General features: G+C 68.5%; 13 protein-coding genes. All 13 read right to left on the bottom strand.

The genetic code is table 11. From position 1 onward, the window contains the following. Positions 1 to 53: 53 nt before the first annotated feature. Positions 54 to 1,118, bottom strand: a complete 1,065-nt coding sequence (locus tag BJ980_RS02090; protein WP_179500764.1) for a prephenate dehydrogenase — start codon at positions 1,116 to 1,118, stop codon at positions 54 to 56. After that, a complete protein-coding gene (aroH, locus tag BJ980_RS02085; protein ID WP_179500763.1) occupies positions 1,111 to 1,500 on the bottom strand; it encodes a chorismate mutase in 390 nt (129 codons plus the stop codon). The genes BJ980_RS02090 and aroH overlap by 8 nt, the downstream gene beginning before the upstream one ends. Before the next feature lie 140 nt (positions 1,501 to 1,640). Further along, positions 1,641 to 2,393, bottom strand: a complete 753-nt coding sequence (locus BJ980_RS02080) for a pseudouridine synthase (protein ID WP_179500762.1) — start codon at positions 2,391 to 2,393, stop codon at positions 1,641 to 1,643. Continuing rightward, positions 2,390 to 3,184, bottom strand: coding sequence for an SMC-Scp complex subunit ScpB (gene scpB / locus BJ980_RS02075; protein WP_179500761.1), 795 nt, complete (start codon positions 3,182 to 3,184; stop codon positions 2,390 to 2,392). Before scpB ends, BJ980_RS02080 begins: the two co-directional genes overlap by 4 nt. Then, complete coding sequence (locus BJ980_RS02070; protein WP_179500760.1) at positions 3,177 to 4,163, bottom strand: segregation/condensation protein A; 987 nt, start codon at positions 4,161 to 4,163, stop codon at positions 3,177 to 3,179. The genes scpB and BJ980_RS02070 overlap by 8 nt, the downstream gene beginning before the upstream one ends. After that, complete coding sequence (locus tag BJ980_RS02065) at positions 4,160 to 4,522, bottom strand: hypothetical protein (RefSeq protein WP_179500759.1); 363 nt, start codon at positions 4,520 to 4,522, stop codon at positions 4,160 to 4,162. The genes BJ980_RS02070 and BJ980_RS02065 overlap by 4 nt, the downstream gene beginning before the upstream one ends. Then, positions 4,491 to 5,459, bottom strand: a complete 969-nt coding sequence (locus BJ980_RS02060) for a ParA family protein (RefSeq protein ID WP_218855617.1) — start codon at positions 5,457 to 5,459, stop codon at positions 4,491 to 4,493. The genes BJ980_RS02065 and BJ980_RS02060 overlap by 32 nt, the downstream gene beginning before the upstream one ends. 267 nt (positions 5,460 to 5,726) lie before the next feature. Then, positions 5,727 to 8,309 (bottom strand): DEAD/DEAH box helicase, encoded by a 2,583-nt coding sequence (locus BJ980_RS02055; protein WP_179500757.1) that lies wholly within the window; start codon positions 8,307 to 8,309, stop codon positions 5,727 to 5,729. Beyond that, on the bottom strand, positions 8,306 to 9,241 hold the full coding sequence (xerD, locus tag BJ980_RS02050) for a site-specific tyrosine recombinase XerD (protein ID WP_343047642.1): 936 nt from the start codon (positions 9,239 to 9,241) through the stop codon (positions 8,306 to 8,308). The genes BJ980_RS02055 and xerD overlap by 4 nt, the downstream gene beginning before the upstream one ends. A gap of 15 nt (positions 9,242 to 9,256) precedes the next feature. Further along, complete coding sequence (locus BJ980_RS02045; RefSeq protein ID WP_179500756.1) at positions 9,257 to 9,841, bottom strand: NUDIX domain-containing protein; 585 nt, start codon at positions 9,839 to 9,841, stop codon at positions 9,257 to 9,259. 36 nt (positions 9,842 to 9,877) lie between these two features. Then, the gene (gene pyrG, locus BJ980_RS02040) at positions 9,878 to 11,587 is read right to left on the bottom strand and encodes a CTP synthase (protein ID WP_179500755.1); all 1,710 of its coding nucleotides are present in this window, start codon (positions 11,585 to 11,587) and stop codon (positions 9,878 to 9,880) included. A gap of 87 nt (positions 11,588 to 11,674) precedes the next feature. Further along, positions 11,675 to 12,595 carry a copper transporter gene (locus BJ980_RS02035; protein ID WP_179500754.1) on the bottom strand — a complete coding sequence of 307 codons (921 nt, stop codon included), beginning with the start codon at positions 12,593 to 12,595 and terminating at the stop codon, positions 11,675 to 11,677. Continuing rightward, entirely contained in the window at positions 12,592 to 13,794 is a 1,203-nt protein-coding gene (gene steA, locus BJ980_RS02030; RefSeq protein WP_179500753.1) for a putative cytokinetic ring protein SteA, read from the bottom strand. Before steA ends, BJ980_RS02035 begins: the two co-directional genes overlap by 4 nt. Between the last annotated feature and the right edge of the window lie 78 nt (positions 13,795 to 13,872).

Here is a 13,872-nt window from a genome sequence, read left to right as displayed (position 1 = left end):
CGACTGTTTTGCCGAACGAAGCCTACCGCCCAGAGCCTGCGGCGGCGCCATTGCTATTCGCGGACGGCCCAGTCCCGATCGCTCAGCGAGTCCGCCAGATGACCGGCTCGCGCCTGCTCGACGACCAGCTCCACCTGGCCCACTGGGCGACCGGGGTCGTGGTCGATGTGGACGTCCTCGATGTTGACACCGATCTCCCCGGCATCTGCGAACAGCCGGGCCAGCTCGCCCGGGTGGTCCGGGACGGCGACGAAGATCGACTGCGTCGGCCGGGTCGGGCCACCGTGCTTGCCGGGAATCGCGCGGGTGCCGGCGACTCCCTCGGCCAGGAGCTCACCCAGGGCAGTGCGTGACGGGTCCGCGACGGCACCGCGGAGGTCGGAGAGTCGCCCGGCGACCTCGTCGAGCAGGGACAGCACCGCGGCACGATTGGCCGAGATGATCTGCTGCCACAGGGCCGGGTCACCTGCCGCGATCCGGGTGACGTCACGGACGCCCTGACCGGACAGGGCGAGGTGATCACCGGGTGCACCGGCCAGGCGACCGGCGACCAGGGAGGCCATCAGGTGCGGCAGGTGCGACGTACGGGCCACGGCCTCGTCGTGCTCCTCGGGACCGAGCTCGATCGCCACCGCTCCGCACATCTCCACCAACGCCATCACCAGGGAGCGGTCCTCGGGCGAGGTGTCCGGGCGCGCGGTGACCGCCCACGGCCGCCCCTCGAACAGCGACGCCGACGCGGCCAGCGGGCCGGAGCGTTCGCTGCCGGCCATCGGGTGGCTACCGACGTAGCGGCTCACCAGCTCCGGCGCAGCCGCCCTCACCTCACCGAGGGGCTGAGACTTGATCGATCCGACGTCGGTCACGACTCCCTCGGTCGACCGGAGCGCCTCGATGATCGCCTCACCCAGGTGATCGGGCGGGACAGCGACCACGACCAGCTGGACCGGCTCACCGTGGTGCTCGACGCCAGCACCCAGGCCGCTCGCCGTGCGGATGTGCTCGCGGTTGACGTCGCTGAGGTAGACCTCGATCCCAGCCCGGCGGGCGGCCAGCCCCACGGACGTGCCCAGCAGTCCCGTTCCGACCACGAGGATCGGTCCGGACAGCTCAGGCATCGGCGTCCGGGACCTCGCGGACCTTGGTCAGGTCGCGACGCAGGTTGGCGGCTCCGTGCAGGTAGACGTGGGTGATGTCTTTTCGACCGAGCGGCGTCTCCACGTGCGCCATCATCCTGACCACGCGCGGCATGGAACCACCGATCTCCAGCTCGCGGGCGCAGATCAGCGGAACGTCGTCGAAGCCGAGGCGTCGGGCGGCGTAGGCAGGGAACTCCGAGTTCAGGTCATCGGTCGCAGTGAAGATGATCGAGATGAAGTCGTCCACCTCAAGGCTGTTCGAGGTCATCACGTCGGTGACCATCTCCGCGACGCGCTCGAGCATGTGCTCGCGGGTGTCCTCCTCGAGCTGCGTTGCTCCACGCACGGCTCGTACGGCCACGATGACGTCCTCTCCACAGCGGAACCTTGCCCGCACAGGCTAGTACGCCGCCCAGCCTGCGCCCCGCGGGGTCTCAACGCAGCTGTTGGCCCGCAACAGATCGGTGCCTGCTCTGCGAAGCGGCGACCTCGGCACTGTGATCAGAGTTTCGCGGAGTCGAGCAGGGTGCCGAGCTCGTCGGGGGTGAGTGCACGCAGCGAGCCGGGCTTGAGGCCCTGGAGGATGATCGGGCCGATCGCAGTCCGGGTGAGCTGACGAACCGGGTGCCCGACCTCGGCGAGCAACCGGCGCACGATCCGGTTGCGACCCTCGTGGATGACGAGCTCGACGATGCTCCTGCCCTTCGCGCCGCCCTGGCCCGCAGAGACCAGTCGGCACTCGGTCACCTCGACAGGACCGTCCTCGAGGGTGACGCCGACCTGGAGGCGCTGCAGGGTCTCACGACTGACCTCGCCGTCGACCTCGGCGACATAGGTCTTGGTCAGCTCGTACGACGGGTGGGCCACGCGCTGGGCGAACTCACCGTCGTTGGTGAGCAGGATCAGCCCGGACGTGTCGGTGTCGAGACGCCCCACGTGGAAGAGCCTCTCGGGGCGGTCGTCCACGAAGTCCTGGAGGGTCTTGCGGCCCTCGGGATCCGACATCGTCGAGACCACGCCACGGGGCTTGTTGAGCACGAGATAGACGTGGGGGCTGATCGGGGGCAGTCGCTTCCCGCTCACCCTGATCACGGCGGTGCTGGGGTCGATCTTGGTGCCGAGGCGGGTGACGATCTCACCGTCCACCTCGACCAACCCGTCGAGCATGATCTCCTCGCACTTGCGGCGCGAGGCCACTCCCGACTGGGCGAGGTGCTTCTGCAGACGGACCAGGCCGTCGTCGTCGGTGATCATTCGCGCTCCCCTGCCGCCGGGTCGGTGCCGGCGGCCTGTGCTGACTGATCGGCCGGCTCGTGAATTGGATCGTGTGCGGGCTCGTCGGCCGGCCCTGTGTTCGGTTCGGCGTTCTGTTCGGGGTTCGGTTCCTCCGGAACAGCCGGTTGCGCCTGACCGGCTCCGGCGAGCTCGGCCAGGTCATCCTCCATGTCCTCCATGTCGGGCAGGAACGGCGCGAGCTCGGGCAGGTCGGTGAGGGCAGTGATACCGATCCGCTCCAGGAAGTAGTTCGTGGTGCGATAGAGGTTCGCACCGGTCTCGCCGTCCTGGCCCGCCTCCTCGACGAGTCCCCGGGCGAGCAGGGTGCGCATGACACCGTCCACGTTGACACCACGGATCGCCGAGACCCTGGCCCGCGAGACGGGCTGCTTGTAGGCGACGACGGCGAGCGTCTCGAGAGCAGCCTGGGTGAGCCGGGCCTGCTGACCGTCGAGGACGAACGCCTCGACCACCGCGGCGTACTCCTCGCGGGTGTAGTAGCGCCAGCCACCGGCAACGTTGCGGAGCTCGAATCCCCGGGCCTCGCTGGTGTAGTCGGCCGCGAGCGAGTGCAGGGCCGCCACGACAGTCTCCACCGGATGGCCCACTGCGGTGGCGAGCGTCATCTGGTCGAGCGGCTGGTCGGCGACCATCAGGATCGCTTCCAGCGACCCACGGAGCTCGGCACGCGGCACCTCAGGGGTCTCGGGACTCTCCGGGGCCTCAGGGCCCTCGTGATCCGCGGTCCCTGCCACCTGCTGCTCAGTCATCGCGCTCCTCGTCGGTCGTCTCGTCGTGCGGGTCTGCCCCGGTTCCCGTAGTCTCAGTCCCCGCTGTCGCTGCGTCCACAGCCTCGGCACCGGGCGTCTCGGCACCGGGCATCTCAGCTGCGGGGGCGGAATCAACAGGGCCAGACTCGGGCGGGGTGCCGTCGAACTCATCCTGGATCTCGATGTCGCCCTGCTCGTCACCGGTCCAGCGCACCGTCAGCTCGCCGAGTGGCGTGACCTGGTCGAAGCCCACCGCGCCCTCGCGGAAGAGCTCGAGCAGGGACAGGAACCGGGCCACCGTCGTCAAGGTGTCGGGTGAGTCCCCGCACAGCGCGCGGAAGGTCATCGTTCCCTGCCTGCGGAGGCGTTCGACGACGATCGAGGCCTGCTCGCGCACCGAGACCTTGGCAGCGTGGATGTGCTGCAGCGAGACCTCCTGGATCGGCTTCGGCTCCATCGCCCGCGCGGCGAGCCGGGCGAACTGGTCGAGTCCGATGCCGATCAACACCTCGGGAAGCAGGGTGGCGAAGCGCTCCTCGAGCCCGACAGCACGCGGGAACCGTCGCCCTTCGACAGCCAACCGCGACTCGAGGACTCCGGCCACCTGCTTGAACGCCTTGTACTGCATGAGCCGCGCGAAGAGCAGGTCCCTGGCCTCCAGCAGCGCGAGGTCCTCCTCGTCCTCGACGTCTCCCTGAGGGAGCAGACGAGCGGCCTTCAGGTCGAGCAGGGTGGAGGCCACCAGCAGGAACGACGTGGTCTGCTCGAGGTCCCAGACGGCCCCACCGGCCTTGACGTGCGCGATGAACTCGTCGGTGACCACCGAGAGGGCAACCTCGGTCACGTCGAGCTTGTGCTTGGCGATCAAGCTGAGGAGCAGGTCGAAGGGCCCCTCGAAGTTCGTGAGGCGTACGGCGAACGCCGCCGGGCCGGCCTGGCCCTGGTCGGACGCCTCCGACAGGACAGGGGCCTCGCTCACGAGTCCCTCAGCCGCGCCGCCAGGTCGGACTCCTCGCCGCGCTCCTCGAACTCGGCAAGGGCCATCGCGATGGCCGCGCGCACCAGGCGACCGCGGTCGACCGCCTTGCCCGTCGAGCGACGCAGCGTGAGCCGGGCATGCTCGATCTCGAGCAGCTCGTCACTGGTGACATAGACGGTCATCTTCTCGTCGTGCCGGATCCGGCCACTCGACTTCCGTCGGGGGGTCGGCTCCTCCGCCTCGTCCTCCACGGGCTCCGGGGCGGCCGCGAGCTTGGGTGCTGGGTCGCTGTTCCCGGTCTTGGTGGAGGTGGGTCGGAAGAGGTCGTCAGCCGCGGGCAGACTCACTCGTCGAGACACGCGCCAGCACCTCCCTCGCCAGCTGGCGGTAGGACTCTGCTCCGGCCGAGGACGAGGCATAGCTGGTGATCGGCTCGCCGGCCACCGTGGAGTCGGAGAACTTGATCGTCCGGCGGATCACGGTGTGGAAGACCTTGTCGCCCCAGGCGTGCACGAGTCGTTCCATCACCTCGCGGCTGTGCAGGGTGCGGCCGTCGAACATCGTGCCAAGCACGCCGTCGATCTCCAGCTTCGGGTTGAGCCGCTCCTGCACCTTGTCGATGGTGGTCTTGAGCAGCGCGACTCCACGGAGCGCGAAGTATTCGCACTCGAGCGGGACGATGACGCCGTCGGAGGCAGTGAGGGCGTTCACGGTGAGCAGTCCGAGCGAGGGCTGGCAGTCGATCAGGATCACGTCGTACTTGTCGATGGCCGGCGCGAGCACCCGCTGCAGCGTCTGCTCACGGGCCACCTCGTGGACCAGCTGCACCTCGGCTGCGGACAGGTCGATGTTGGAGGGCAACAGGTCCATGCCGGGCACCCCACTGGGGACCACGACGTCCTCGAAGGTGACGTCGCGTTCCATGAGCAGGTTGTAGATGCTCAGGTCCATCTCGTGCGGGTTGAGTCCCAGCCCCACCGAGAGGGAGCCCTGCGGGTCGAAGTCGACGAGCAGGACCTTGCGGCCGTACTCGGCCAGCGAGGCGCCGAGGTTGATGGTGGTGGTGGTCTTGCCCACGCCACCCTTCTGGTTGCACATCGAGATGATCCGGGCCTTGCCGTGCTCGCTCACCGGCCCGGGCTCGGGCAGGAACGGCATCGGCCGGCCGGTGGGGCCGAGCACGGCCTCGGCCTTCGGCTCGATCAGCGGGGCGTCCTCGGTGCGCGGACGGAAGGGCAGGGGGTCAGTCACGTGGTTGTCTCCAGGGGAAGGGGGAGTTCGGACCAAGGGCGGCATCTCCGGAGCGCCAGTGCCGCTCAGACCGGGGAAATCTCCGCCACCACTCATCTGCCGCTCCTTGATGCTCCATGAAGATTTTGTCGACTCGACGACAAGTGTCCCGCGTCGTTCCCGCGACTCTAGGGCCGGGGGTCCTGCTGAACAAGACGAGGTCCGGGATCCCTGTCCTGATTGAGGAATCTGTGCATGACCTGTGCACCAGTCCCCGCTCAGTTGCACAGGATGAAGCCCGCCTGTGCACAATCCTGTGAACCGAGCCCGTTCTCACAGTCTCCGCATGCCCACCGAGGTGACGATCGCCTGGCCCAGGCTGTCCGAGGCATCCAGGTCCACCACGGCCTCGATGATCCAGTCGTGGTGACCCTCGGGGTCGTCGATCACCTGCCTGACCTCCCAGGTGCGACCGGTCTCCTTGATCTGGAGCAGCGCCGGGCCACGGGCGTCGCCGGCGGTGCCGATCGAGTCGTGCTCCTGGTAGTAGTCCTCGAGCGCCCGGTCCCACTCGGACCGGGTCATCCCGACGTCACGCGGAGGATCGAAGAGATCAGCCAGCTCCCGCTCGGCCCGCATCAAGCCGTCGAGGTCGTCGCGGGCTGCGAGCAGGACGCGGTTGAACATCGCGTTGCGGATCATCACCCGGAACGGGCGCTCCTGACGACTCAACGGTCGTGACGGCGCCGGGGCTCCCTGGATCACCTCGGCGATCCGGTCGGGGTCCGTCAGCGCCTCCCACTCGTCCAGCAACGACGAGTCCGTCTGCCGCACGGTCTCCCCCAGCCATTCGACCAGGTCCTCCAGCTCGGGGGTCCGGTGCGACTCGGGGACCGTGTGCCGCAGGGTCCGGTAGGCATCGGTCAGATAGCGCAGGACCAGGCCCTCCGAGCGTCCCAGCTGATAGCGCCCGACGAAGTCGGTGAAGCTCATCCCCTGGGAATACATCTCCCGCACGATCGACTTCGGCCCCAGCCCGTCCTCGGGCAACCAGGGATGGGTCTCGCGATAGATCTCGTACGTCGCCCCGAGCAGCTCGGCCAGGGGCTGCGGCCAGCTGATCTCCTCGAGCAGCGCCATCCGCTCGTCGTACTCGATGCCGTCGGCCTTCATCTCGGCCACGGCCTCACCGCGGGCCGCGTTCTGCTGGGCGAACAGGATCTGTCGTGGAGCTTCGAGGACCGCCTCGATCACCGAGACGATCTCGAGGGTGTGCTCGGGGTCTTCCGGGTCGAGGACGTCCAGGGCAGCCAGCGCGAAGTGCGCCAGTGGTTGGTTGAGCGCGAAGTCGTCGGACAGGTCGGCGGTGAGGACGAATCGGCGACCGAGCTCGTCGGGCTCGTCGAGCCGGGTCAGCACGCCCGAGTGCAGCAGCGACCGGGCGAGTCTCAGCGCCCGACGGATCAACTTGACCCGGTTGCGCGGGTCCTCGTGGTTGTCACGCAGCAGGTCGCGCATCACGCCGAAGGCGTCCTCCTCGCGGGCCACCACGTTGAGCAGCATCGAGTTGTCGACCCGCATCCGGGACACCAGCTGCTCCGGCGTGCCGGCGACCAGTCGGTCGAACGTCTCCTCGGTCCACACCACCGTGCCCGGCGGCGGCTTGCGGAGCTGCGCCTTGCTCTTCTTCTTGGCCAACTTGGCTGCGCTCATCGCGTCGTTCTTGGCGGCAGCCTTCGCCTTGGCCCGCTCGTTCTCGATGGTGTGCTCGGGCGCTTGTACGACGACGTACCCCGCCGTGTCATAGCCCGCCCGGCCGGCACGACCCGCGATCTGCTGGAACTCCCGGACCCGCAGGATCCGTTGCCGGGTGCCGTCGAACTTCGACAGGCCGGTGAACAGCACCGTGCGGATGGGCACGTTGATCCCGACGCCGAGGGTGTCGGTGCCGCAGATGACCTTCAGCAACCCGTCCTGGGCCAGCTGCTCGACCAGCCGACGATATTTCGGCAACATGCCGGCGTGGTGCACGCCGATCCCGTTGCGCACCAGCTTCGAGAGCGTGCGACCGAACCCGGCACCGAAGCGGAACGCCCCGACCCGCTCCGCGATCGCTTCCTTCTCCTCGCGGCTCACCAACAGCTTGGACAGGCTCGAGGACGGCAACAACAGGGTGTTGGCGTGCTCGACCGCGTCCTTCTGCGTGAAGTGGACGACGTAGGCGGGCACCTGGCGGGTGGTGACCAGCTCCTCGAGCGTCTCGCCCAGCGGAGTCATCGCCCAGGTGAAGGTGAGCGGGACCGGCCGTTCCGCGTCGTCGACCAGGACGGTGTCGTTGCCGGTGCGTCGGGTCAGGTCGTCGACGAAAGCAGTGACGTCACCCAGCGTCGCGGACATCAGCAGGAACTGTGCCTGCGGCAACGCCAGGATCGGGACCTGCCAGGCCCATCCCCGGTCCGGCTCGGAATAGAAGTGGAACTCGTCCATGATCACCGTGCCGACATCGGCGCTCTCCCCCTCGCGCAGCGCGATGTTGGCGAGGACCTCCGCGGTGCAGGCGATGATCGGGGCGTCCGGGTTCACCGACGCGTCGCCGGTCAGCATCCCGACGTTCTCGGCCCCGAAGACCTGGCACAGGTCGAAGAACTTCTCGCTGACCAACGCCTTGATCGGCGCGGTGTAGAAGCTCACCTTGTCCTGGCACAGCGCGGCGAAGTGGGCACCGAGCGCGACCATCGACTTCCCGGAGCCGGTGGGCGTGGCGAGGATGACGTTGTGGCCAGAGAGCAGCTCGATGACCGCCTCGTCCTGGTGGGGATAGAGCGGGCGGCCCTTCTGCTCGGCCCATTCGGAGAACGCGTCATAGAGCGAGTCGGCGTCGGCCGGGCCGGCGTACTTCCCGAGGTCGTGGGTCATGCTCGCGCCCTCGGGTGGGCCGTGGCGAAGACCTCGCGCAGATTGTCGACCGTGACCAGCGTGTAGACCTGCGTGGTCGTCACCGAGGCGTGCCCCAGGAGCTCCTGGACCACACGTACGTCGGCGCCGCCATCGAGCAGGTGGGTGGCGAACGAGTGCCGCAGGGTGTGCGGGGAGACGTCACGGGTCACCCCGGCCCGCTCGGCGGTGCGGACCAGGACGGCCCAGGCACTCTGGCGCGAGAGCCGGCCGCCGCGCGAGTTCAGGAAGAGCGCTGCTCCCCCGCGGCCGTCGTTGACCAGGTCACGGCGACCGCCCTCGACGTACGTCGTGACTGCGTCGCGGGCGAACGAGCCGACGGGTACGACGCGTTCCTTGCTGCCCTTGCCGCGCAGCCGCACGACCGAGTCGACCAGGTCGAGGTCGTCGACGTCGAGGCCGACCGCCTCGGAGATCCGGGCGCCGGTGCCATAGAGGATCTCAAGCAGTGCCTTGTCGCGACTGGCCAGGGCGGTTCCGGCGGAGCCTGCCGCGTCGAGGATCGCCTCCACGTCACTGAGCGGCAGCGCCTTGGGCAGACGCTTGGTGGGCGTCGGCGGCTTCACGGCGGCCGCCGGGTCCACGTCGCTGAGCCCGTCCATGACGGCGAACTTGTGGAAGCCGCGCACGGCGACGACCGTGCGGGCGGCAGACGTCGCGCCCAGTGGCTTGTGCTGGTCGTCGCCCTCACGAAGCTTCATCAGGAAGCCCGAGACCGCGGCCTCGGTCACCTCGTTGAGTCGGGACAGGCCGACGGCGTCGAGGTGCTCGTGATATCGACGCAGGTCGCGCCGGTAGGAGACCAGCGTGTTCGCCGCCAGTCCGCGCTCCACGGCCAGGTGGTCGAGATAGGTGCGGATGGCCACCGCGATCTCGTCGTGGCTCTGGTGCACGCGTTCAGTGCCCTTTCATCGTGTGCCGAAACGGGCGTCATGGGCCAGCACCGCCAGCGCCACCGGACCGTCGGTGACCCGGCCGTCGAGAATGGCCTCGCGCAGCTCGTCGAGTGGGACCCACAGGGTCTCCATGTCTGCTTCCTCGTGCTCGAGCAGGAAGTCACCCCGGTCGGTCCTGGTCAGGCCCCGCGCCAGGTAGAAGTGGTGCCGCTCCTCGGAGACGCCCGGTGAGGCCCAGACCGACAGCAGGTGGTGCCACTCGGTCGCCTCGAGCTCCGCTTCCTCACGCAACTCACGGATCGCGACGTCGAGGGGGTCCTCGCCCGGGTGGTCACAGATCCCCGCCGGCAGCTCCACGAAGCGGGTCTGTGCCGGGTGGCGATACTGCTTGAGGCAGAAGACCCGCTCGTCCTCGTCAATCGCCAACACCATGGCCGCTCCGGGGTGCTCCATCACCAGGCGCCGGAAGGACTGACCCTCCGGGTCCTGCGGGGTGGTCACCTGGTCGCTACGGAACGCGACCACCCAGCCATCACGGTGCAGGTCGGTGGAGGCCACGACGGGCCAGGACTCGCTGCGGTCTGCAAGCTGGGACATGGCTGCAGGCTATCGCCCGCAGCACATGCCCGTGGCTCAGGCTTCCGCGGCCTCGTCCTTCTCATCGTTGCGCCGACGCAGCTCGGACTCGTCGATCGGGAAACGCAGCTCGCGCTGGCGCTCGATCGCGGCACCGATCAGACCCTTGAAGAGCGGGTGCGCCTTGGTCGGCCTCGACTTCAGCTCCGGGTGCGCCTGGGTGGAGACGTAGTAGGGGTGCACCTCGCGGGGCAGCTCCACGAACTCGACCAAGGTGTTGTCCGGCGAGAGACCGGAGAAGACCAGGCCGGCCCCCTCGAGCTGGTCCCGGTAGGCGTTGTTGACCTCGTAGCGGTGGCGGTGACGCTCGTCGATGCGCGCGGCATCGTCGTACGCCGCGCGGACCACGCTGCCCTCGAGCAGGTTCGCCGGGTAGGTGCCCAGTCGCATGGTGCCGCCGAGGTCGCCAGCCCCTTCGACGAACAACTTCTGCTCCTCCATGGTGGCGATCACCGGCTCGGTCGCGTCCGGGTCGAACTCGGTGGAGGCAGCCTTCTCCAGGCCGGCGACGTTGCGGGCATATTCGATCACCATGCACTGCAGGCCCAGGCACAGGCCCAGGGTGGGGATGCCATGCGTACGAGCGTAGGTCAGCGCGCCGAGCTTGCCCTCGAGTCCACGGATGCCGAACCCACCGGGAACGCAGATCGCGTCGACATCTGCCAGCTGCTTCGCGGCGCCCTGCGGGGTCGCGCACTCGTCCGAGGCGATCCACTGGATGTTGACCTTGGCCTCGTGCGCGAATCCACCGGCACGCAACGCCTCACCCACGGAGAGGTAGGCGTCGGGCAGGTCGATGTACTTGCCGACCAGCGCGATCGTGACCTCTTCGGCGGGGTGGTGGACGCGGCGCAGCAGGTCGTCCCACACGATCCATTCGACGTCGCGGAACGGCAGGTTGAGCCGCCGCACGACATAGGCGTCGAGTCCTTCGGAGTGGATCACCTTGGGGATGTCATAGATCGACGGGGCGTCGGCACAGTTGATGACGGCCTCGGGCTCGACGTCGCACATCAGCGAGATCTTGTTCTTGATCGACTGCGGGACCACGCGGTCCGAGCGCAGCACGACCGCGTCGGGCTGGATGCCGATCGAGCGCAGGGCCGCGACCGAGTGCTGGGTCGGCTTGGTCTTCAGCTCGCCCGAGGGACCCAGGTAGGGCACCAGCGAGACGTGCAGGAAGAAGCAGTTGTCACGACCGATGTCGTGACGGACCTGCCGGGCCGCCTCGAGGAACGGCAACGACTCGATGTCGCCGACGGTGCCACCGATCTCGGTGATCACGACGTCGACGTCGTCTCCGCCCATGGCGCGGATCCGGTCCTTGATCTCGTTGGTGATGTGCGGGATCACCTGGACGGTGTCGCCGAGGTAGTCGCCACGGCGCTCCTTGGCGATCACCGACGAGTAGACCTGCCCGGTGGTGACGTTCGCGATCGCATTCAGCTCGGTGTCGAGGAAGCGCTCGTAGTGCCCGATGTCGAGATCCGTCTCGGCGCCGTCCTCGGTGACGAAGACCTCACCGTGCTGGAACGGGTTCATCGTGCCGGGGTCGACGTTGAGATAGGGGTCGAGCTTCTGCATGGTGACCCGAAGGCCACGAGACTTGAGCAGACTGCCCAAGCTGGAGGCGGTCAGCCCCTTGCCGAGGGAGGACGCAACACCTCCGGTGACGAAGACGTGCTTGGTCGGCGCCGATGAGGCCAAGGAGAACTCCCGCTGTCAGACTGAACAAGAAAAAGGCATGTCTGCTACGGGGTTCCAGTCTACCAACGGATTCCCGTTTGCGGACAATCAGCCACGCGGGAGAGGCCCATCGGATCCCTTGGCCCCGAAGTGGCCGGTCTCGCCACTGCCCGTGCGACCCAGTGCATAGACCGCGCTGACCTGACCGACCCGTGACTGCACGGAGTCGACGGAGGAGACCGAATCCACGAAGTCGGGGTCGTCACGCAGGGTCTTGAGGATCCCCGTGTCCGCAGACGCGGTGCTGCCAGCAACGACGACCGTCTCGGCGCCGCCGGACAGTCCGTCGAGCAGTGCCGAGAGCAGCTTGTCGGAGCCGTCGTCGGTGGCGGGCTCACTGCCCAGCACCACCAGGATCACGCCGGCGCGCTTGGAGCCCTGGGAGCTGAGCTCGAACATGTCGGCGCCCTTGAGGCTGCTGAGGATGCTCTTGGCGTCCTCGTCGACCGGGCCACCTGCCGGCGACGTTGTCGCGATGGCTTGGCTGATCAGCGCTCCGAGACGCTCGTAGGTCCCGGCGCCCTCGGGGACATCGGAGTCACCCACGCTCTCGGCCAGCTGGGCACCCAGTGTGTCGGCCAGTGACTTGTTGTCGGACGCGACGAGTCCGGGCTGCACCGCATAGGTCCCCACCAACGTGCCCTGTGCCCTGCCGATCTGCTCGGTCAGGCCCTTGACCGTGCCCGAGCTCGCTCCGGGCAGGGTCACCATGGCCACGGCGGTGCCCTCGAGCACGCTGCCCAGATTGGCCGGAAGTGCGGTGTTGAGGAACTTGTCCTGGAACCCGGAGACCTGCTCTGCCTGCTTAAGGTCGTCGGTGAGCTTGTCGTTCTCCTCGCTCACCCGGGCGTTGGCCTCGTCGGAGCTGCGTCCGAGCTCGGAGAGCGGGCCACCCCCCAGGGCGACGCCCACGGCCAGTGCGAGGAAGACCGCGACGATGGTGACGACGTGGTAGCGGAACGAGATCACGAGAAGAATCCTTTGACGCGGTCGTAGAGGTCGGGGATCAGGTCACCCAGGTCGTCGAACCATTCCTGGCCGACCGGCGTGACCGCGATGGCCGCAGCCAACGCGATGAGACAGGCGAGCACCAGCAGCAGCATGTGCCACGGGCGCACTCGTCCCGAGTAGAGCTCGGGCAGCGCCTTGGCGTCGACCAGGCGGGGGCCGAGCTGGAGCCTGGCCAAGAAGGTGGAGGCCAGTCCGCCGCGCTGCCGGTCCAGGAAGTCGGCCAGGGTGGCGTGTACGCCGACCCCGATCACCAGGGAGGCGTGCCCGAGTGCCGCCAGCATCAGCGCTGCGTCCTCGGCGCTGGCCGAGGTCTCGAACTGCTGCGGGTGGATGCCGAGGCGCTCGAGGGACTCCATCGGCGTCTTCCCCGAACCCCGCTCGACGAGCACCACTACGTCCTTGGCAGACTTCAGGGCCTTCGCCGACACGCGGGTCTCGGCGGCTTGGGCGGTGTCGGGCCCGCTCAGCACGAGGACATCGGCGCGCAGTCCCCGCTCGCGCAGCACGTCCGCGGCGGAGTCGACGGCGATCAGGACCGGGTGCTGCTCGTTGAGGTAGCGCTTGATCGTGCGCAGCTCGTCGGTCAGCTCGGGCCCGGCGACGCACACGGCCACGGAGCGGTCGGCCATCTTGGTGCCGACCCTGGGCGCGCCCCTGCCGTGCAGGAGGAGCTGCTCCTCGCGCCGGAGGAACTCGGTGCTGTTGTGGGTGAAGTTCTCGAGCTGCGTGGTCATCCCGCCACGGGCCGCGCCGAGCTCCTGCTTGAGTCGCGTGCCGTCGAGGATCTCGCCGGTCGCCGCGAGGGAGTCACCGACGAACAGCTCTCCCTCGTGCAGGCGCACCTCGCGGCCGTCCTTGACGGCGGCGAAGACGTCCACGCCGACGCTGTCCACCAGCGGGATGCCGGCCTCGACCAGGACGCTGGGGCCCTGGGTCGGGTAGCGCCCGGAGATGAAGGGCACTGCGTTGAGCACCGCGGACACCTCGGCGTCGACGAGCTGCTGGGCCGTGGCGCGATCCATGTCGAGGTGCTCGACGATCGCGATGTCCCCGGGCCGCAAGCGGCCGATCAGGGTGCGGGTGTGCCGGTCGACACGGGCGACACCTGTCAGACCGGGCAGGCCGATTTCGGGGGGACGACGCGTGGGCAACTTCATGACCGCTCGATGGTTGCACGCCCACCAGGCGTGTTCGGGTAGCCCACGCGGGGCGCGGCGGGTTGGCGACGTGATCTG

Source organism: Nocardioides daedukensis (assembly GCF_013408415.1).
In the GTDB taxonomy this organism is placed as follows: domain Bacteria; phylum Actinomycetota; class Actinomycetes; order Propionibacteriales; family Nocardioidaceae; genus Nocardioides; species Nocardioides daedukensis.
Note: the sequence above shows the minus strand (reverse complement) of the source record. Positions and strands in the feature narration are given on the sequence as shown.